This is a genomic window from Pseudomonas sp. TNT3, assembly GCF_010095445.2.
In the GTDB taxonomy this organism is placed as follows: Bacteria; Pseudomonadota; Gammaproteobacteria; order Pseudomonadales; family Pseudomonadaceae; genus Aquipseudomonas.
In genome coordinates, this window is record NZ_WFGV02000001.1 from 228,904 (window position 1) to 248,006 (window position 19,103).

Below are 19,103 nucleotides of genomic sequence, written 5' to 3' on the forward strand. Positions count from 1 at the left end.
GAGCAAAGCGAGGTACCTGCGAAGAACGCCGGCTCTATCAAGGAATGACCGCCTCAACCTCAATCTCGATCAGCCACTGCGGCAATGACAGCCCACTGACGATGATCCACGAAGACGCGGGTGGATTGTCCGGGAACCGTTCCAGCAATACGCGGGTGATCTGATCCTGTTCATCTCGCACAGATTCGGCGATGTAGATCCGCATCATGACCACGTGGGACAGGTCTCCGCCGGTCCCGGCCAGGATGCTTTGGATATTCTCGAAGGCTTTCACCGTTTGCCCGTAGAGGCCTGCCGCAACTGTACGCTCCTGCTCATCAACGCCCACCTGGCCCGACAACAGCACGCGACGCCCACTGCTCACCTCAACCGCCTGACTGAAGCCGTATTGGAGTGAGTTGAAGACGGTTGACGGGTTGATCGTTGTTATCGGCATGGAAAACTCCCTGTTGGTTAAACGAACCGAGGAAGCTAAACCAGCGTCGTTTCAGGGTCCATGGGAAACACTACGGCTGCAATATCTGGACATGTTACAACCGAAAACAATGGCATTTTGTGGCGAGGGAGCTTGCTCCCTCGCCTCAGATTTAGCCGTTACGCCTGAGGGTCGATGTTGTCCAGCGCGCGGTTCACTGCGAGTTCGGCCAGCATGACGATCTGCGCAATGCCCAGTAGTGCGTTGCGGTAGGGCCCGTGTAGAAACCCTGCCAGATCACTGGCCATGACATTCGCCGAGGCCAGGGATTCGCAGGCGTGGGCCAGCAAGGTTTCGGTGTCGATATCGGGCGCGATCGTGAACAGGGGGGTGGGTTTGCGGGGGGTGTCGGTGCTTTTTTGGCCGCCGGATTTCAGGTAATCCTGAAGGGTGTCATGGGGAGAGTCGGTGGGAATGCCGGAGTGGATTGAAGCGTCGGGGGTTGTGCTTTCGCCGTCTGATTCCGGGGGGTTGGGGGTTGGTTTGAACATGGTGATGCTCCTGGTTAACCGAAGGAGCCGCCAACATCACTTGCAGATGATGGGTGGCAGCTATGCGCGGGTCTGCAAGACCGGGAAACCAGGAACCCGGCAGACCCGAAGGTCTCCCGCGCAAAGCCGCCATTTTAGCGGACACAAACAAGTGTCCTTATGGCATCGCTGTGCGACTGGTATTCCGGCGGGCTTGCAGACCCGATCACTGATGAGCAGTGACGGAAAGCAAGCTACGGAAGGTGTCCAAGGCGCACAAGCCGGCGGATTCTGAAGTAGTTGTAGGCAACGACGCAAGGTGACGTAGCCTCCTGCCTACACGCAAATGATGCGATGTTTTTCAGACCGCCATCGCGAGCAGGCTCGCTCCTACAATAAATATTCGCCAGACACGCAATTGTGCCTGCACCACAGACCCACTGTAGGAGTGAGCCTGCTCGCGATGAGGCCAGTTCAGCCACTATCACTGTTGACTGTTAAAACGCCATCGCGAGCAGGCTCGCTTGTACGCAATTAAATCTTCTTTGCTCCTACAGAGGTTGAGCGCTATGGCCTACATCGGCGGTGTAATACCGTCCTTGCCGGCGGAAATCAATTGAGCCGTTAACGTGCCGTTAGCGCTTTGGGTGACGAAGGTTACGATCTTCCCCTCCACTTTCCGCTGGCTCCAATCCCCCGGAAACCCTATTCACGACGAATCGAGAAGCAAGAAGATAAGCACGCTATCGAACAGGATGTAAGTGAATGTATCATCAAGCCTCGAAATCAATCCGCAACTGGGCAGCACTCATTCCGCAAGGGAATGATCACTATTAGTCCAACCACTCTTCCGCCGTTTCAGCCTGCCGCTTAGCCTGCATGCAGTCCCCTATTGTTCAGCGAGACACGTTATGAATCCAGCGACCTCAGTGCCCACCGGCACGGCGACAATGACCCGAGGCATGGTGCTGCTTTTCGCCTTTTGCTGCGGCGCGATTGTGGCCAACATCTACTACGCCCAGCCGATCATCGGCCTGATCGCACCGGACATCGGCCTGACCAGCACCATGGCTAGCCTGATTGTTTCGCTGACCCAGATTGGCTACGCGTTGGGCCTGTTCTTCCTCGTCCCGCTGGGCGATCTGCTGGAAAACCGCCGGCTGATGATCATCACCACGCTGGTGGCGATAGCCAGTTTGCTAGGCGCGGCGTTTACGGATCAGCCGAACGTGTTCCTGTTGATTTCATTGCTGGTGGGGTTCAGTTCGGTGTCGGTGCAGATCCTGATTCCACTGGCGGCGCACCTGGCACCGGAAGAAACCCGCGGACGTGTGGTCGGCGGGATCATGGGCGGGTTGTTGCTGGGGATTCTGCTGGCGCGACCAGTGTCCAGCGTGGTGGCTGACCACTTCGGCTGGCGGGCAATGTTTGTCATTGCGGCGGTGTTGATGGCGGCGATCAGCCTTGTGCTGGCCCTGACCATCCCCAAGCGTGAGCCTGATCACAGCGCCACTTATGGTCAGCTGCTGGGCTCGCTCTGGACACTGCTGCGGACACAACCGGTGCTGCGTCAGCGTGCTTTCTACCAGGGCTGCATGTTCGCGACCTTCAGCCTGTTCTGGACCGCCGTGCCGCTGGAACTGACGCGCAATCACGGTTTGTCGCAAACCCAGATTGCGATTTTTGCCCTGGTCGGGGCCATCGGCGCCATCGCGGCCCCCATAGCTGGACGGCTGGCAGACGCGGGTCATACCCGTATCGCCTCTCTGCTGGCGCTGGTGTTCGCCAGCCTGAGCTTTCTTCCGGCCTTAATCCACCCGGTCTACAGCGTCATCGGTCTGGCGGTGACGGGCGTAGTGCTCGACTTCTGTGTGCAGATGAACATGGTGCTTGGCCAACGTGCGGTCTACGCACTCGACGCCAAGAGCCGCAGTCGCCTGAATGCGCTGTACATGACCAGCATCTTTATTGGCGGCGCGTTCGGCTCTTCGGTAGCCAGTGCGGTGTACGAGCATGGCGGCTGGTTGTGGATCGTGATTGTCGGCAGCGCGTTTCCGCTGCTGGCGCTGGTGCGGTTCTTGAGTGTTTCGCAGAGGGGGTCGCTGGCAGCGGCCTAACCCTTAAAACGCATGGCGGGCGACGCGGAGTTCCAGTCAGAAGCCGCTTCCATTATTTAATGGGGTGCCCGTCAATGCAGTCCAACAAGCGTTCGACCGTGTGCTCCAGCGGCCCGGAATTGTCGATCACGCACAACGCCGGATCGTGCTCTGCGAGCAGTTGTTCACTGAAACGCGCATTGCGTGCCAATCGTGCGTCAATCTCGTCGACCGATTCACGTCCCCGCGCCAGCAAGCGCTGGCGCAGCACGGTTTGGTCCACGGTTAGTAACAGCACCAGCAGGTTCGGATAACGCAGGCGCGTCGCCGGCAAATGACCGCGCGAGCCATTGACCAGCACGTCGTGCCCCGCTGCCAGCCAATCGTCGATGTCACGTGGAATGCCATACGCCAGGCCATTGGCGCGCCAGCTAAGGGCAAATCCGCCCTGCGCCTCGATAGCCAGGAATTCCTCCAGGCTGACGCCAAGTGCCGCTTCCCCCACGGCTTCCGCGGAGCGGGTGATGACGCGCCGCACAATGCGACAACCGCGCTCGGCCAAAGGCGCTCGTGCGGCATCCAGCAGGCTGTCCTTGCCCGAACCTGAAGGTCCGATGAGATAGATCATCCTGCCCGCCATCAAAACACCCTCTTCGTTTATCGCCGCGCATGTTGAACGACGCTGGGGGTGTACCCGATCAATACGTAAACCCGAAACTTTTCCAGCATGAACAAGAAAGGAACCTCAGAGGTACGCATACTTTTGTGGCGAGGGGATTTATTGAAACGTCGCACCGCCCCGTTGGGCTGCGAAGCAGCCCCAAAAGCCGCAACCCAGGTGTATCAGGTACACCGCGCACTCTGATTTCACGACTGCTGCGCAGCCGAACGGGGACAAGTCCCCTCGCCACGAATGTATGCGCTGCGCTTTTATCTATGTATCACTGTCCGAATTGACGCCCCAAACCACCCGGCACGCCATGGATATCGGTATCTTCCCAAGGCCCGTTCGGGCTGATCGAGCGGCTCCAGCCGTTGTTCCACCGATAGTAAGTGCGCTGGCGATAGAACGTGTTGGTCTGATCATCCAGCACATAGACGCCTAGCTTGGCATCCCAGTGACTGTTACCACCCGGTGGCGGCGCGAAGCTTGCGGACGTGCGCGGCAACGGTTTTGCAGGCTTGGCCGGAATGCTCGGCTTGCTCGGCGTTGGCGACGTCGAGGGCGTCGGGCGGGGCTGCGAGGGTGGGATCGGTGGCAGCGGCGTTTGCGTTGGCTCCGGCCGCTGGACCGCACATGCGCTTAACCCCATGACCATGGTGATGAGGGTGATACGAGCGATGGCGATCATAGGCGCTTCCTTTGTTGTCCCGGACTGTTATTTGTCCGGACTGTCGATGGTCAGTTTTTGCGGCGCAGTGCTGCTGCTGGCCAGAGGCTGGCTACGACCGACCCATTCACCGGCAGTTGGTTGGCCGGCGCGGGAAATGCGCGCAACCAGTTGGACTTCAGGGAAGTTCGACAGTTTCAACTGCGGCATCATTGCGTCGGCATCACCCAGCTCGACAGTTACCGGCAAGTCGGCAACGGTCAGACGCTTGGCAGCCAAGGGTGCCGGCGGCCCCGACGTAGCGCGGGCGAAGATGAACACGCTGTCCCCCGGTTGAACCTTCGCCTTGAGCGCTGGCGCGAGGTCAACGGTGACTTTCAGCAGCGCTGGCGCTTTGGCCACAGGTGCCTGGGCGACCTTGCCGCCACTGGCTTCAAGTTTCTCGGTAGCCCGGGCGATCCCGCCTTCCAGTGCGCCGCGAGAATTGTCCTGTGCAGGCAACTGGGCAAGCAGGCGGTTCCAGTAATCGATGGCGTCCTGATATCGCTCGCTTTCGAAGGCAGCGATACCCAGCAGACCGAGGCTGGTGACTTCCTTGGGATCGGCTTTCAACGCTTCGTCGGTCAGGGCCTGAACCTTGTCTGACCACTTTTTACCGTCGGCGAAATACTGGGCCTGAGCCCATTGGCCAAGCAACTCGGGCTGCCGGCCGGCCAGGTTCACGGTGCGCTCGAACATCTTCGCAGCGTCGCCGGGACGGTCCTGGGCCATGTAGGTACGGCCCAGGAAGTACATGCCTTCTGCCGAATCCGGCTGAGCCGCGACGGCACGCTCCAGGCGAAGGGTCATTTCTTCCATCGATTTCGGCGCCTGCGCGAACTCGCGCGTCAGCTCGACTTTGTCGCTGGCACCAAAATGCAGGTACAAGCCAAGGCCCAGCACCGGCACCAGAATCGCCGCCAGCAATGGCAATGGTTTGCCCAGCCGCGATACGCGTGGTGCGGCAACGCCCTCGGTGTCGGCCAGCAATTCACGAGCTGCTTCGGCGCGACCGGTGTCCATTTGCGCGGCATTGAGCACGCCCTCTTCCTGCTGAGTCTGCAACTCAGCCACGCGCTCTTGGTACAACGCGACGTTCAGGGCCGTACGATCCTCTTCAAGCTGGGCACGACGGCCACGCAACACAGGGATCAACAGAAAACTCAGGGCAACCAGAAGCAGCAGACCTGCAGCAAGCCAGAAATCAATCATTCTTGGTTTTTATCCAACAGGTGGTCGAGGCGCTCGCGCTCCTCGGCAGATAGCGAGTCCGGGGAGTCAGTGCGCTGGACGCGGCGACGACGGACAATCACGAAGATGATCACAAAACCGCCCAGCAACAAGCCGGCGGGACCGAACCAGAGCAGCGCGGTCTTGGCATTCAAGGCCGGTCTGTAGCGGACGAAATCACCATAGCGATCGACCATGAAGTCGATGATCTGCTGATTGTCCTTGCCCTCGCCGAGCATGCGGAAAATCTCTTTGCGCAGGTCGGCGGCGATCGGTGCGTTGGAATCGGCGATGTCCTGATTCTGGCACTTGGGGCAGCGCAGCTCCTTGGTCAGCTCGCGAAAGCGCTCACGGTCGCCTTCTTTGGCGAACTCGTAGGTGTCGATGGCGGCGTGGGCCACGCCCGCCATGCACAACCCGAGAACGGCAGCGGCAATCCAGCGCTTCATGGCTTGGCCTCATCGACCAGCGCCTGATACTTGGCTGCCAGTTTTTCGCGCCAGACCTGCTCATCGATCACACCGACGAACTTGTCGCGGATGATGCCCTTGGCGTCGATGAAGAAGGTTTCCGGCGCGCCGTACACACCGAGGTTCAGGCCCAACGTGCCTTCATCGTCACGGATGTCCAGCTGATACGGATTGTGGAACTCTGCCAGCCACTTCAAGGCGTCAGCGTTGACGTCCTTGTAGTTGATGCCGTAGATCACCACGCCCTGTTCGGCGAGCTTGTTGAGCACCGGATGCTCGACCCGGCAGGAAATGCACCAGGTGCCCCACACGTTGACCAACGCCGGTTTGCCCAGAATATCCGCCTTGGTCAGGGTTTTATCGCCCTGCACTGCGGGCAGGGAAAACTCCGGAAACGGCTTGTTGATCATCGCCGAGGGTAACTCGGCCGGGTCCAGGTACAGGCCTCGGTAAAGGAAAACAGCCACCACCAGAAAAATCGCCAGTGGCAACAGCATCAACCAACGTCTCATGCCGTAGCTCCTGTCATGCCCAGCGCTTCACGCACGCGGCTTTTCACCTTGACCCGGTAACGGCGATCCATTGCCGCCAGCAATCCGCCGAACCCGGTCAGCAGCCCGCCGAACCAGATCCAGCGCACGAACGGTTTGACGTGAACCCGCACAGCCCAGGCACCATCGCCCAACGGTTCGCCGAGTGCGACGTAGAGGTCACGGGTGAACCCGGCGTCGATCCCGGCTTCGGTCATCACCGAGTTCTGCACGGTGTAGAGGCGCTTTTCAGGGTGCAGCACGCTGATTTCCGTGCCGTTGCGGATAACCCGCACCGTGCCTTTGTCGGAGGTGAAATTCGGACCTTCGAAGTGCTTGGCGCCTTCGAACACGAACTGATACCCGGCCAGGTCCATGGACTCGCCCGGTGCCAGGCGCAGGTCGCGCTCGGCGCTGTTCTGGCTCGACAGCACGACACCCAGGGCGCATACGGCGATACCCAGGTGCGCAATCTGCATGCCCCAATAGCTGCGGGTCAGTGTCGGCAAACCCTTGATCAGGCCTTTGTGACGTGTTTTGTCGAAGATGTCCCGTACGCCCGCCAGCAGCACCCAGGCAGCGAGCATGAACGTCGCGATCACCGCCCAATTGAAATCGCCATAAGCGATACCGGCGACCACGGCCAACGCGGCGCTACCAAGCAACACCGGGGTCAGCATGCCCACCAGCCATTTGACCGGGGTGTCCTTCCAGCGCACCAGCATGCCGACGGCCATCACGACCATCAGCAACGCCATCAACGGGATAAACAGCGCATTGAAGTACGGCGGACCCACCGACAACTTGGCACCGGTCATCGCGTCGAGAATCAACGGGTATAGGGTCCCGAGCAGGATCATCGAAGCCGCGACCACCAGCACCAGGTTGTTGCCCAACAGCAGCGTTTCCCGGGACCACAGGTTGAAGCCGACCTGGCTCTTCACTACCGGCGCGCGCAGGGCGAACAGCGTCAGGGAGCCACCTACCACGAACAGCAGGAAGATCAGAATGAACACGCCACGCTCAGGGTCGGACGCGAAGGCATGCACCGACGTCAACACGCCGGAACGCACGAGGAACGTACCTAGCAGACTCAGCGAGAAGGCCGCGATGGCCAGCAGAACCGTCCAGCTTTTGAACACGCCACGTTTTTCCGTGACCGCCAACGAGTGAATCAGCGCGGTGCCCACCAGCCAAGGCATGAAGGAGGCGTTTTCCACCGGGTCCCAGAACCACCAGCCGCCCCAGCCGAGTTCGTAGTAGGCCCACCAGGAACCCAGCGTGATACCGATGCCGAGGAAGGCCCAGGCGACAATGGTCCACGGACGGGACCAGCGCGCCCAGGCCGCATCGAGACGGCCGCCCAGCAGCGCGGCGATGGCAAATGCGAATGCCACGGAGAATCCGACGTAGCCCATGTAGAGCATCGGCGGGTGAACGATCAGGCCGATGTCCTGCAGCAAGGGGTTAAGGTCACGACCGTCTGTTGGAATCTGCGGCAGGATACGGGCGAACGGGTTGGAGGTGAGGATCAGGAACAGCAGGAAACCCGTGCTGATCATGCCCATCACGGCCAATACCCGGGCCAGCATCACTTGCGGCAACTGCCGGGAGAACACCGACACCGCGAATGTCCAGGCGCCGAGGATCAACGCCCACAGCAGCAACGAACCTTCGTGCGCGCCCCAGACAGCGCTGAACTTGTAGTACCACGGCAATGCGCTGTTGGAGTTGCTGGCGACGTAATCCACAGAGAAGTCGTCAGTCATGAACGCGTAGGTCAGGCAACCGAAGGCAAACGCCAGAAAGGTGAACTGGCCCCAGGCAGCCGGCTGGGCCAGGCTCATCCACAGTCGATCACCGCGCCAGGCGCCGAGCAACGGGACGCTGGACTGAACCAGCGCGAAACACAGCGCCAGGATCATCGCCAATTGGCCCAGTTCAGGGATAAAGATTGCAGAAGTCATCTATTAACCCTCTTTCGCAGGAGTAGGTGCCGACATGCCACTGTCTTTCAGGGCTTTGGTGACTTCCGGCGGCATGTACTTCTCGTCGTGCTTGGCCAGTACTTCATCCGCCACCACGACGCCCTCCGCATTGAGCTTGCCTAGGGCCACGATGCCCTGCCCTTCCCGGAACAGATCAGGAAGGATGCCGCGGTAGCTGATGGTCACGGTTTTGTTGAAGTCGGTGACTTTGAATTTAACGTCCAGCGAGTCGCCGGAACGTTGCAGCGAACCTTTCTCGACCATGCCGCCCGCGCGAATACGCGTGTCCAGCGGGGCTTCACCGCTGGCGATCTGGGTGGGGGTGTAAAACAGGTTGATGTTCTGCTGCAGGGCGCTCAGCGCCAGGCCAACGGCAGCGCCGACACCGACCAGAATCGCGAGAATGATGATAAGACGCTTTTTGCGCAGCGGATTCACTTGCCGTTCTCCCGGCGCAGACGACGCGCCTCTTGTTGCAGATACCGCTTGCGGGCCAGGATCGGCGCCGCCACGTTAAGGGCCAGTACCGCCAGGCAGATGCCATAGGCCGACCAGACATACAGGCCATGATGGCCCATGGCGATGAAGTCGCCGAATGAAGCAAAACTCATCGAGCGGCCTCCAGGCTGTTCTGCACTTCGGCCTTTACCCAACTGGCGCGGGATTCGCGCTTGAGCACTTCAAGGCGCATGCGCAGCAACAGCACCGCGCCGAAGAAACAGTAGAAACCCAGCACCGTCAGCAGCAGCGGCAGCCACATTTCAGCGGGCATCGCCGGTTTTTCAGTGAGCGTAAAGGTCGCGCCCTGGTGCAGGGTGTTCCACCACTCCACCGAGTACTTGATGATCGGAATGTTGATCACGCCGACAATCGCCAACACCGCACACGCCTTGGCGGCACTGTCACGATTGCTGATGGCATTGCCCAGCGCAATGAGACCGAAGTACAGAAACAGCAGAATAAGCATCGACGTAAGTCGTGCATCCCAGACCCACCACGACCCCCAGGTCGGTTTACCCCAGATCGCGCCGGTGACCAGCGCCACGGCGGTCATCCAGGCACCGATGGGCGCGGCGCATTGCAGGGCAACGTCGGCCAGTTTCATCTTCCAGACCAGCCCGACGATACCGCACACAGCCAGCATCACGTAGACGGACTGGGCCAGCATGGCGGCCGGGACGTGGATGTAGATGATGCGAAAGCTGTTGCCTTGCTGATAGTCAGGCGGCGCAAAGGCGAGGCCCCACACGACGCCGACGCCGGTCAGCAGCAACGCCGCGACGCTCAGCCACGGCAGCATTTTGCCGCTGATGCCGTAGAACCATTTGGGTGAGCCGAGCTTATGAAACCAGGTCCAGTTCATTACTGTTTCCATCACGGTTGCTGCTCGCCATCACGAGCAGCCAAGGGTCTTTACTGATCAATTTCTGACCAGACCTCATTATTCGCCGACGCTGATCTTCAGGCCAGCAGCTATTGCAAAGGGTGTCAGTGTTATCGCCAGGGCGGTCAGGCTACCAAGCCACAAGAGATAACCGGTCGCCGGCATGCCCTGCAGTGCCGCCTGCAAAGCGCCACTGCCAAGAATCAATACCGGGATGTACAGCGGAAGAATCAGCAGCGCCAGCAACAGGCCGCCACGCTTGAGTCCCACGGTCAACGCTGCGCCCACCGCACCGAGCAGGCTCAGTACCGGTGTACCCAGCAATAAAGAAAGCAGCAACACGGGCAGACAGGCGGCAGGCAAACCGAGCATCAACGCCAGCAATGGCGCGAGCAATACCAGTGCCAGGCCAGAGAACGCCCAGTGTGCCAGCACCTTGGCCAAAACCAGAAGAGGCAGGGGGTGCGACGAAAGGACCCACTGCTCAAGCGAACCGTCTTCGAAATCACTGCGGAAAAGCCCGTCCAGCGAGAGCAAAACCGATAAAAGGGCCGCTACCCAGACCAGTCCCGGAGACAAGGTTTGCAACAATTGAGACTCGGGTCCGACCGCCAAAGGGAACAGCGCAACGACGATTGCAAAGAAAACCAACGGATTGGCCAACTCCGCAGGGCGGCGAAACAGCAAACGGGCTTCGCGGGCCACCAACAGGCCGAAAACACTCATACGGCCCAATTCCCCAAGTCAATGTCGCGATAACCGGCCGGCATTCGGCTCAGTGTGTGGTGAGTTGTCAGCACCACCATGCCGCCGCGCTCACAGTGGGCAGCCAGGTGTTCTTCGAGTTGGGCCACGCCCTGTTTATCAAGCGCGGTGAAAGGCTCATCCAGAATCCACAGCGGCGGGCTGTCCAGGAACAACCGGGCCAGCGCCACGCGGCGTTGCTGGCCGGCGGACAGCGTATGGCAGGGAACGTCCTCGAAGCCGCGCAGCCCGACCGCGTCCAGTGCTTGCCAGATGGCGTCATGGGTAGCCGGCTGATGCAGCGCGCAAAGCCAGCTCAGGTTCTCTTCCGGCGTCAGCAGGTCCTTGATCCCGGCGGCATGGCCGATCCACAACAGGTTGCGCGCCAGCTCGTTGCGTTGTTCGTTGAGCGGCTGGCCGTTGAGCAACACTTGGCCGGCAGTCGGTTGCATCAAGCCCGAGAGCAGCCGCAGAAGACTGGTCTTGCCACTGCCGTTGGGGCCACTGATCTGCACCATTTCGCCACTGGCCAGTCTCAATTCGAGATTTTCGAAGAGCAGCCGAAGGTCTCGCTCACAGGCAAGGGCAACGGTTTGCAGGACAGGACTGGTCAAGAGATTACGGGCCTTTACGGTTCAAGTCGGCGGTATTGCGGCCGCTAAAGAGAATGCAGGATAGATGCATTGGCGGCCCGTCATAGAGAGCTGGGTCAAACATTTGCAATGTTTTCAGCGCCCCGAAGACGACGGGGCGGCATTATACATGCCATCTCCTACTCTAAAGAGTGCAATTTCCTCAGGTTGTGACCGCGTATGACAGGCGAAATGAACATCCTCCCGCTCCCGCAGAACTCCCCGGCGACTTCGCGTCCCCAAGGGTCCAGCGGCGAACTGCTGAAGCTGTTGACCCCCATGGAGGGTTTAATCTCGGCCGGTCAATCCGCCAATGCCGAGGTGCTGTCGCTCAAACAGGCGGATCAGGCGTTTCAACTGCTGCTGAAGATCACCCTGGCCAACGGTCGCCAGACCACCCTTCAAGCTACCAGCGCACAGCCGTTGCCCCAGGGCAGCAACCTGGCGATTACCCAACCCTCGGCCGGCAATCTGGCCATCACGCTGCAACAGGCCATTGCCTCAAACGCTGCCAGCCTCACGCGCCTCGATACCGCGCAACTGCCGGCGGGCACCTTGTTGCAAGGTAAAGTCCTGACCTCCCAGGTGATGCCGCAGGTCCCTGGCCAGCCAACAGTGTTCCGTTCGATGGTGAGCCTGCTCAATACCGCGCTCAGCGGCAGCACCCTGAGCATCGATAGCCCGACGCCATTGCGCATCGGGACGCTGTTGAGCGCCTTGGTTCAGGACAGCCAGACCCTGAAATTCGTCCCGCTGAGCAATCGCTCGGAGCAATTGGCGGTCACGCAACAACTGGCCAGCCAAACGAGCCGGCAAGGCTCGCTCGATGGCCTGCTCAAACTGCTGCAGAACCTGCCGGATTCGGGGCAAACCTCCAGTGACCTGCGAGCGGCGGTGGATAAATTATTGGCTGGTCTCCCGGACATTCATCAATTGAGTAGCGCCAAAGGCCTGGCTTTGGCATTGGCCAATAGCGGCGTGTTCCTCGAGTCGAAACTGCTGACCGGGCAAAACCCGACACTCGCGCCCGACATGAAAGGCGATCTGCTCAGGCTTATCGCCCAACTCACTCCAGGCCTGGCGTCCAACACCAATCTCAACGCGATTATCGCCGCCAATACCCTTGCCCAGGCGATGCCGAGCTTTGTGCGTAACGCCCTCGGCATGCTCGGCCAGGTCAGTGCCAAGCCGTCGCCGACCAGTTTCCCGGTGCCCGAACGCCTCCTGAAAAGCGGCGATGGCGAGGACGACCTCGAACACCTGCTGCGTCTGGCGGCGGCGGCGGTCTCGCGTTTGCAAAGCCATCAATTGTCGAGTCTGGAACAGACCGGTGTTACCGCCGATGGAAGGTTGATGAGTACCTGGCAGCTGGAGATTCCGATGCGCAACCTGCAGGACATCGTGCCGCTGCAAGTCAAATTCCAGCGCGAAGACGCCCCGGAGAAAGAGCAACCGAAAGAACGTCCCGAGGAGCGCCAGCCCAAGCAACAACTCTGGCGCGTCGAGCTGGCGTTCGATATGGAGCCACTCGGGCCATTACAGGTCCAGGCACAGCTGATCAGTGGCAGCCTGTCCAGCCAGCTTTGGGCTGAGCGGCCCTACACCGCCAGCCTGATCGAAAACAATCTGGTCGCCCTGCGTAAACGTCTGCTGGACTCGGGGCTTAACGTCGGCGACATCGATTGCCACCTCGGCACACCCCCCCAAGGCCCCCAAACCCGTCTCGAACAACGCTGGGTCGACGAAAACGCATGAAAACCTCCACCGCCCCGCGCCAGGCCATCGCGCTCAAATACGACGGCACCCACGCCCCTACCCTCACGGCCAAAGGTGACGATGCACTGGCCGAGGCCATTTTGAAGCTTGCCCGTGACTATGAGGTGCCCATCTACGAGAACGCCGAGCTGGTGAAGCTGCTGGCGCGGATGGAGTTGGGGGAAAGTATTCCGGAGGAGTTGTACCGCACGATCGCCGAGATCATTGCGTTTGCGTGGACGCTGAAGGGGAAGTTTCCGGCGGGCCACGATCCGGATGCGCCTGCGGTAGAGAAAGACATCACCGATCGCGGGGATGATTATTGATGGGGTGTGGCACAAAAAAGATCGCAGCCTCGTTTCACTCGACAGCTCCTACAAGGTGTACGCCATCTTCAATGCAGGAGCTGTCGAGTGAAACGAGGCTGCGATCTTTTGATCTTTTGATCTTTCAGTTCTTGTGCAACTTGCTCATCAATTCCGCCTCAGCCTGGGTCAAGCCGCAGGATTGGGTCAGTTCATCGACGCTGGCCCCCATTCCCACCAGGCGAGCTGCCTGAGCAAATGAGAGGCTCGAGGGGTCGCGCTGTTCGAGTGAAGCAAGCTTGTCCGGCAAGGGCCCGACCACCGCACGCAATTCCTGCAGTTCCTGGCCCATGCGCACGTTACCGTCCTGGTAATTCTCAACACGCCGGATCAGGTCCTTGATGCGCTGATCGCGCAGCGCATCGCCCTGGACCTGTTGCGCGGCGAGTTGCTTTTGCGCGCGAATGTAGGCCAGGAACATCGCCAGCGTGCCTGCCCAGAAAAGGAACAGGACAATGACCGCTACCTCAAGAATCAATCAGATGTTCTCCAGGTCCGACCATTCTTCTTCGCTCATCATCTTGTCGAGCTCGACCAGGATCAGCAGTTCGTTGTTCTTGTTGCACACGCCTTGAATGAACTTGGCGGACTCTTCATTACCAACATTCGGCGCGGTTTCGATTTCCGACTGACGCAGGTACACCACTTCGGCCACGCTATCGACCATGATCCCGACGACTTGCTTGTCGGCTTCAATAATAACGATACGGGTGTTGTCGCTGATCTCAGCGTTCATCAGGCCAAAGCGCTGACGGGTGTCGATCACGGTGACCACGTTGCCGCGCAGGTTGATGATGCCGAGCACGTAGCTTGGAGCACCCGGTACCGGGGCGATTTCGGTGTAGCGCAGGACTTCCTGAACGCGCATCACGTTGATGCCGTAGGTTTCATTGTCCAGCTTGAAGGTTACCCATTGCAGGATCGGATCTTCGGAACCCTTTGCAGCTGTTGCCTTGTCATTCATACCCTGACCCTCAAAAAACCGCCCTGGCGGTGTGTGTTCCGTGCAGCGGCCCTTGATGGACCGTCACCTGTTTGTTATGTCGGTTTGTGAGCGGGCTTTTTCCCGCCCATGTGCTTGGCTCCACCGCTGGCGATCAGTTCGGCCAGTTCGGAGACATCGAGCAACGCACACATGTGTTCAATCACTGTTCCGGCCAGCCAGGGGCGCTGGCCCCGGTTGCTGCGCCATTTGATTTCATTCGGGTCCAGGCGCAACGAGCGGCTGACCTGATGCACGGCCAGTCCCCATTCGTACCCCTGAACCGAAATCACGTACTGCAGGCCCTGGCGGAAATCGTCGCGATAGCGGTCGGGCATCACCCAGCGTGCGGTGTCGAGAACCTTCAGGTTGCCGGCCTGGCTCGGCAATATGCCGAGGAACCACTCCGGCTGACCGAACAGCGGTGTCAGCTCGTGACCTTCCAGCGAGTAAATCGAACCCAGGCACACCAGCGGCACGGCCAGTGTCAATCCGGCGACATCGAACAACAGGCATTCGAATGGCTCGGCAGCCCAAGACGGACGACCGCCGGACTCCACAGGCGGTGGCGTAATGCTGGGCGGCAGGTGGACGTCTACGACCGGCGGCACCAGGGTTTGTAGAAGCGGGGCGATGGTCGATACGGGTGCCAGAACCGGAGCCGGTGCTTCGACGACCATCACCGGCGCTTTTTTTACCTCTGGTTCGGAAACGGCAGTGGATGGCTGCGCATCGCGGGCCTGTTCTTCGAGCACGGCGGCCTGGAACTCATCCAGCGCAGCTTCAACCTCGACAGCTTCGACAACCTTGATGACGTCGGCGAGCGCTTCGACCTGCGCAGGCAACTCTTCGGTCGCATCCTGCAGCAAGCTGTCCAGATAGGACTGCAATGCCATTTGCGGGCGCGACGTGAGCTTGACCGGCCGATTCACTGACACACCCCCACTGCGGCAGCTCCTACAGGGATTGGGTTCATTCAGGCCACCGCCGGTACAAGTTGCTGCGCCAACAGGTGTTTGAGCAACGAGCGGTAAGCGAGAACACCGCGGCTCTTGCCGTCGAACTGTGAAGGCGTCAGGCCGGCACGGCTGGCGTCGCGCAAACGTGTATCGACCGGGATATAGCCTTGCCAGATTTCTTCCGGGTACATGTCGCGCAGCACGCGCAGGGTGCCAAGGGACGCCTGGGTGCGGCGATCGAACAAGGTCGGCACGATACTGAAAGGCAGCGGTTGTTTGCGTGAACGGTTGATCATCGCCAGGGTGTTGACCATGCGTTCAAGGCCTTTGACGGCCAGATGCTCGGTCTGCACAGGAATCACCAATTGCTGGCTGGCAGCAAGGGCATTGACCATCAGCACACCCAGCAGCGGCGGGCTGTCGATCACGGCGTAATCAAAGTCCTGCCACAGCTGCGCCAGACTCTTGGCGATCACCAGGCCCAAACCACTCTGCCCCGGCGACTGACGCTCAAGGGTTGCCAGTGCGGTGCTTGAGGGCAACAGCGAAATGCTCTCATGGCTGGTCGGTAACAGCAGTTGCCCAGGCAACCCCGCCGGAACGCTGCCCTTGTGCAGGAACAGGTCGTAGCAGCTGTGTTCCAGGCTGTCGGGGTCGTAGCCGAAATAGCTGGTCATAGAGCCGTGGGGATCGAGATCGACCACGACCACGCGCTTGCCTGCCTCGGCCAGCAACCCGGCTAAAGCAATGGAGGAAGTGGTTTTACCAACACCACCCTTTTGATTGGCGACTGCCCAGACTCTCATTCAGATTGTTCCTCCCGGCCGAAAATGCCGACCGAGAAATAGCTCAGCGTATTAATGCGGGTGACGGAGAATTGACGGCGCTCTCTCGTCCCGGCGGCTTGACCGGTGCAGGTGCAGTTTGTGTGCCAGCCCGCTTCAATGCGGCATCCGGCTGTGCATTGGCGGTTCCGGTGCTGGTGAGGCTGCGACGTACATCAAGATTTCGTGAAACCACCAGGACCACGCGACGGTTGCGCGCACGCCCCTCTGCCGTAGCGTTGTTGGCCACCGGCTGGAATTCGCCATAACCCACCGAGGCCAGGCGACCCGGGTTCACACCCTGCATCGCCAGCATGCGCACAATGCTCGCCGACCGAGCGGAAGACAGCTCCCAATTGGTCGGGTATTGCGCGGTGCGGATCGGTTGATCGTCGGTAAAGCCTTCAACATGAATCGGGTTATCGAACGGCTTCAGGATCACCCCGACCTTGTCGATGATGCTGAAGGCCACGTCGCTGGGCATGGCGTCGCCGCTGCCAAACAACAGGCTGGAGTTGAGTTCGATCTCGATCCACAACTCGTTGCCACGCACGGTCATTTGATTGGAGCTGATCAGATCGCCGAACGCCGCACTGATGTCATCGGCGATGCTTTTGAGCGGATCGTTGGCGGCTTGAGCGATACCGGCGTCGACCTGCTCGCTGTCCTTGACCAGCGGCTTGGCCGGGGTCACTGACCTGGGCCGTTCATCGCCGATAGGGATGGGTTTCAGGGACCGGTCGGCGTCGTTAAAGACGCCGATCAACGCCTCGGAAATCACCTTGTACTTGCCTTCGTTAATTGAAGAGATCGAGTACATGACCACAAAGAACGCGAACAGCAACGTAATGAAGTCGGCGTAGGAAACGAGCCAGCGTTCATGGTTTACGTGTTCTTCAGGTTGTCGGCGACGAGCCATCGTCCATGTCTCCCATCAATCCATGAAGCCCTGAAGCTTCAACTCGATAGAGCGAGGGTTTTCACCTTCGGCGATCGACAGAATGCCTTCAAGCAACATTTCGCGATAACGCGACTGTCGTAAGGCGATGGCCTTGAGTTTCGCAGCGATCGGCAGCAACACCAGGTTGGCACTGGCCACGCCGTAAATGGTGGCGACGAAGGCGACGGCAATGCCGCTGCCCAGTTGCGACGGATCGGCCAGGTTGCCCATGACGTGGATCAGGCCCATGACGGCGCCGATAATACCGATGGTCGGCGCGTAGCCACCCATGCTTTCGAAGACCTTGGCGGCTTCTATATCTCGGCTTTCCTGGGTGTAGAAATCCACTTCCAGGATGCTGCGAATGGCTTCCGGTTCGGCCCCATCCACCAGCAGTTGCAGGCCCTTGCGCGAATAATTGTCCGGTTCGGCATCGGCCACCCCTTCCAGTCCGAGCAAGCCTTCCTTGCGAGCGGTCAGGCTCCAGTTGACGACGCGATCAACGCCGCCGGCCAGGTCCACGCGAGGCGGAAAAAGAATCCAGACCAGAATCTGCATGGCACGCTTGAAGGCACTCATCGGCGACTGCAACAGCGCCGCACCGACGGTGCCGCCGATGACGATCAACGCCGCCGGGCCGTTAGCCAGCGCGCCGAGGTGGCCGCCCTCAAGGTAGTTGCCGCCAATGATGGCAACGAACGCCATGATGATCCCGATGAGGCTTAAAACGTCCATCAGATGCACGCCTCGACCAGGTGCTTGCCAATTTCGTCCAGGCCATACACCGCGTCGGCGAGTTCAGCTTTGACGATGGCCATCGGCATGCCATAGATCACGCAACTGGCTTCATCCTGAGCCCAGATAGAGCTACCACCCTGTTTAAGCAAGCGCGCCCCTTCACGGCCATCGGCGCCCATGCCGGTCAGTACCACCGCCAGAACTTTGTCACCGTAAGACTTGGCTGCAGAACCGAAGGTGATGTCCACACAGGGCTTGTAGTTCAGACGCTCGTCACCCGGGAGGATTTTCACCGCGCCACGGCCGTCGATCATCATCTGCTTGCCGCCCGGTGCCAACAACGCCAGTCCCGGACGCAGGATGTCGCCATCCTCTGCTTCCTTGACGGTGATGCGGCAAAGCTTGTCCAGACGCTCGGCGAACGCCTTGGTGAACGCGGCGGGCATGTGCTGAATCAGCACGATGGGTGCCGGGAAGCTGGCCGGCAATTGGGTCAGGACGCGCTGCAAGGCCACCGGCCCGCCAGTGGACGTGCCGATGGCGACCAGCTTGTAGGCTTTGCGTTTGGGTGCGGGCGACGACGGCGCAGACGATGCCGGTGCGGGAGTACGAATTGGAATCGGTGCCGGACGTGCAGGCGCACTGCTGCCGTAACTACCCACGCTCGAAGGCGCAGTTGACGCAACGGGAGCGACGACGGGGGCCGGCGCGCTGTAGGTGGCGGCACGGCGATTACTGCGCGAGATGGTATGGATCTTCTCGCACAGCAGTTGCTTGACCTTGTCCGGATTACGCGAGATGTCCTCGAAGTTTTTCGGCAGGAAATCCACCGCGCCAGCGTCGAGTGCATCCAGGGTGACCCGGGCGCCTTCGTGCGTCAGCGAGGAGAACATCAACACCGGCGTCGGGCAGCGTTGCATGATGTGCCGCACTGCCGTGATGCCGTCCATCATTGGCATCTCGTAGTCCATGGTGATCACGTCTGGCTTGAGGGCCAGCGCCTGGTCGATCGCCTCTTTTCCGTTGGTCGCCGTACCGACGACCTGGATGTTCGGATCCGCTGAAAGAATTTCCGAGACGCGGCGGCGGAAAAAACCCGAATCATCCACCACCAGGACTTTGACTGCCATAAACACTCCGTTAGACGGAGC

At 60.1% G+C, this 19,103-nt stretch carries 23 protein-coding genes; 3 read left to right on the forward strand and 20 right to left on the reverse strand.

Features of this window, described 5'->3' with window-relative positions:
• Positions 1-37: 37 nt before the first annotated feature.
• Together GBC55_RS01185 and GBC55_RS01190 are read right to left on the reverse strand one after the other, a co-directional pair.
• Positions 38-436: a Rid family hydrolase gene (locus GBC55_RS01185; RefSeq protein ID WP_162435951.1), complete on the reverse strand. Its 399-nt coding sequence runs from the start codon at positions 434-436 to the stop codon at positions 38-40.
• A gap of 158 nt (positions 437-594) precedes the next feature.
• On the reverse strand, positions 595-966 hold the full coding sequence (locus GBC55_RS01190; RefSeq protein ID WP_162435950.1) for a DUF6124 family protein: 372 nt from the start codon (positions 964-966) through the stop codon (positions 595-597).
• Between the two features lie 890 nt (positions 967-1,856).
• On the opposite strand from GBC55_RS01190, the gene GBC55_RS01195 reads away from it, so the two are divergent.
• The gene (locus GBC55_RS01195; RefSeq protein WP_162435949.1) at positions 1,857-3,062 is read left to right on the forward strand and encodes an MFS transporter; all 1,206 of its coding nucleotides are present in this window, start codon (positions 1,857-1,859) and stop codon (positions 3,060-3,062) included.
• A gap of 52 nt (positions 3,063-3,114) precedes the next feature.
• Here GBC55_RS01195 and phnN read toward each other — a convergent pair whose 3' ends face one another.
• The 11 genes from phnN to ccmA form a co-directional block, all read right to left on the reverse strand.
• Positions 3,115-3,681: a phosphonate metabolism protein/1,5-bisphosphokinase (PRPP-forming) PhnN gene (gene phnN / locus GBC55_RS01200; RefSeq protein ID WP_162435948.1), complete on the reverse strand. Its 567-nt coding sequence runs from the start codon at positions 3,679-3,681 to the stop codon at positions 3,115-3,117.
• A 301-nt stretch (positions 3,682-3,982) separates the two neighbouring features.
• Positions 3,983-4,393, reverse strand: a complete 411-nt coding sequence (locus GBC55_RS01205) for a hypothetical protein (RefSeq protein WP_162435947.1) — start codon at positions 4,391-4,393, stop codon at positions 3,983-3,985.
• 27 nt (positions 4,394-4,420) lie between these two features.
• Positions 4,421-5,623, reverse strand: a complete 1,203-nt coding sequence (gene ccmI, locus GBC55_RS01210) for a c-type cytochrome biogenesis protein CcmI (RefSeq protein WP_162435946.1) — start codon at positions 5,621-5,623, stop codon at positions 4,421-4,423.
• Positions 5,620-6,090, reverse strand: a complete 471-nt coding sequence (locus GBC55_RS01215) for a cytochrome c-type biogenesis protein (protein ID WP_162435945.1) — start codon at positions 6,088-6,090, stop codon at positions 5,620-5,622. The genes ccmI and GBC55_RS01215 overlap by 4 nt, the downstream gene beginning before the upstream one ends.
• Positions 6,087-6,623, reverse strand: coding sequence for a DsbE family thiol:disulfide interchange protein (locus tag GBC55_RS01220; protein WP_162435944.1), 537 nt, complete (start codon positions 6,621-6,623; stop codon positions 6,087-6,089). Before GBC55_RS01220 ends, GBC55_RS01215 begins: the two co-directional genes overlap by 4 nt.
• Positions 6,620-8,608, reverse strand: a complete 1,989-nt coding sequence (locus tag GBC55_RS01225; RefSeq protein WP_162435943.1) for a heme lyase CcmF/NrfE family subunit — start codon at positions 8,606-8,608, stop codon at positions 6,620-6,622. The genes GBC55_RS01220 and GBC55_RS01225 overlap by 4 nt, the downstream gene beginning before the upstream one ends.
• A 3-nt stretch (positions 8,609-8,611) precedes the next feature.
• Positions 8,612-9,067, reverse strand: a complete 456-nt coding sequence (gene ccmE, locus GBC55_RS01230; protein WP_162435942.1) for a cytochrome c maturation protein CcmE — start codon at positions 9,065-9,067, stop codon at positions 8,612-8,614.
• A complete protein-coding gene (gene ccmD / locus GBC55_RS01235; protein ID WP_007980758.1) occupies positions 9,064-9,240 on the reverse strand; it encodes a heme exporter protein CcmD in 177 nt (58 codons plus the stop codon). The genes ccmE and ccmD overlap by 4 nt, the downstream gene beginning before the upstream one ends.
• Positions 9,237-9,992 carry a heme ABC transporter permease gene (locus GBC55_RS01240; protein ID WP_162435941.1) on the reverse strand — a complete coding sequence of 252 codons (756 nt, stop codon included), beginning with the start codon at positions 9,990-9,992 and terminating at the stop codon, positions 9,237-9,239. Before GBC55_RS01240 ends, ccmD begins: the two co-directional genes overlap by 4 nt.
• Positions 9,993-10,070: 78 nt before the next feature.
• Positions 10,071-10,739 (reverse strand): heme exporter protein CcmB, encoded by a 669-nt coding sequence (gene ccmB / locus GBC55_RS01245; RefSeq protein WP_150582590.1) that lies wholly within the window; start codon positions 10,737-10,739, stop codon positions 10,071-10,073.
• On the reverse strand, positions 10,736-11,371 hold the full coding sequence (gene ccmA / locus GBC55_RS01250) for a cytochrome c biogenesis heme-transporting ATPase CcmA (RefSeq protein WP_162435940.1): 636 nt from the start codon (positions 11,369-11,371) through the stop codon (positions 10,736-10,738). Before ccmA ends, ccmB begins: the two co-directional genes overlap by 4 nt.
• A 198-nt stretch (positions 11,372-11,569) precedes the next feature.
• Between ccmA and GBC55_RS01255 the strand changes: the two genes are divergently transcribed.
• Complete coding sequence (locus GBC55_RS01255) at positions 11,570-13,144, forward strand: flagellar hook-length control protein FliK (RefSeq protein ID WP_162435939.1); 1,575 nt, start codon at positions 11,570-11,572, stop codon at positions 13,142-13,144.
• Positions 13,141-13,470 (forward strand): EscU/YscU/HrcU family type III secretion system export apparatus switch protein, encoded by a 330-nt coding sequence (locus tag GBC55_RS01260; RefSeq protein WP_162435938.1) that lies wholly within the window; start codon positions 13,141-13,143, stop codon positions 13,468-13,470. Before GBC55_RS01255 ends, GBC55_RS01260 begins: the two co-directional genes overlap by 4 nt.
• Positions 13,471-13,594: 124 nt before the next feature.
• Here GBC55_RS01260 and GBC55_RS01265 read toward each other — a convergent pair whose 3' ends face one another.
• The 7 genes from GBC55_RS01265 to GBC55_RS01295 form a co-directional block, all read right to left on the reverse strand.
• Positions 13,595-13,987, reverse strand: a complete 393-nt coding sequence (locus GBC55_RS01265; RefSeq protein WP_162435937.1) for a DUF2802 domain-containing protein — start codon at positions 13,985-13,987, stop codon at positions 13,595-13,597.
• Positions 13,988-14,473: a chemotaxis protein CheW gene (locus GBC55_RS01270; RefSeq protein ID WP_007946765.1), complete on the reverse strand. Its 486-nt coding sequence runs from the start codon at positions 14,471-14,473 to the stop codon at positions 13,988-13,990. It lies immediately after the preceding gene.
• Between the two features lie 74 nt (positions 14,474-14,547).
• Positions 14,548-15,423 (reverse strand): CheW domain-containing protein, encoded by an 876-nt coding sequence (locus GBC55_RS01275; protein WP_162435936.1) that lies wholly within the window; start codon positions 15,421-15,423, stop codon positions 14,548-14,550.
• Positions 15,424-15,467: 44 nt separating this feature from the next.
• Complete coding sequence (locus GBC55_RS01280) at positions 15,468-16,256, reverse strand: ParA family protein (protein WP_162435935.1); 789 nt, start codon at positions 16,254-16,256, stop codon at positions 15,468-15,470.
• 43 nt (positions 16,257-16,299) lie between these two features.
• Positions 16,300-17,193, reverse strand: a complete 894-nt coding sequence (motD, locus tag GBC55_RS01285) for a flagellar motor protein MotD (RefSeq protein ID WP_162435934.1) — start codon at positions 17,191-17,193, stop codon at positions 16,300-16,302.
• A 15-nt stretch (positions 17,194-17,208) separates the two neighbouring features.
• Entirely contained in the window at positions 17,209-17,949 is a 741-nt protein-coding gene (locus tag GBC55_RS01290) for a flagellar motor protein (protein WP_045061205.1), read from the reverse strand.
• Positions 17,949-19,082, reverse strand: coding sequence for a chemotaxis response regulator protein-glutamate methylesterase (locus GBC55_RS01295; RefSeq protein ID WP_162435933.1), 1,134 nt, complete (start codon positions 19,080-19,082; stop codon positions 17,949-17,951). Before GBC55_RS01295 ends, GBC55_RS01290 begins: the two co-directional genes overlap by 1 nt.
• Between the last annotated feature and the right edge of the window lie 21 nt (positions 19,083-19,103).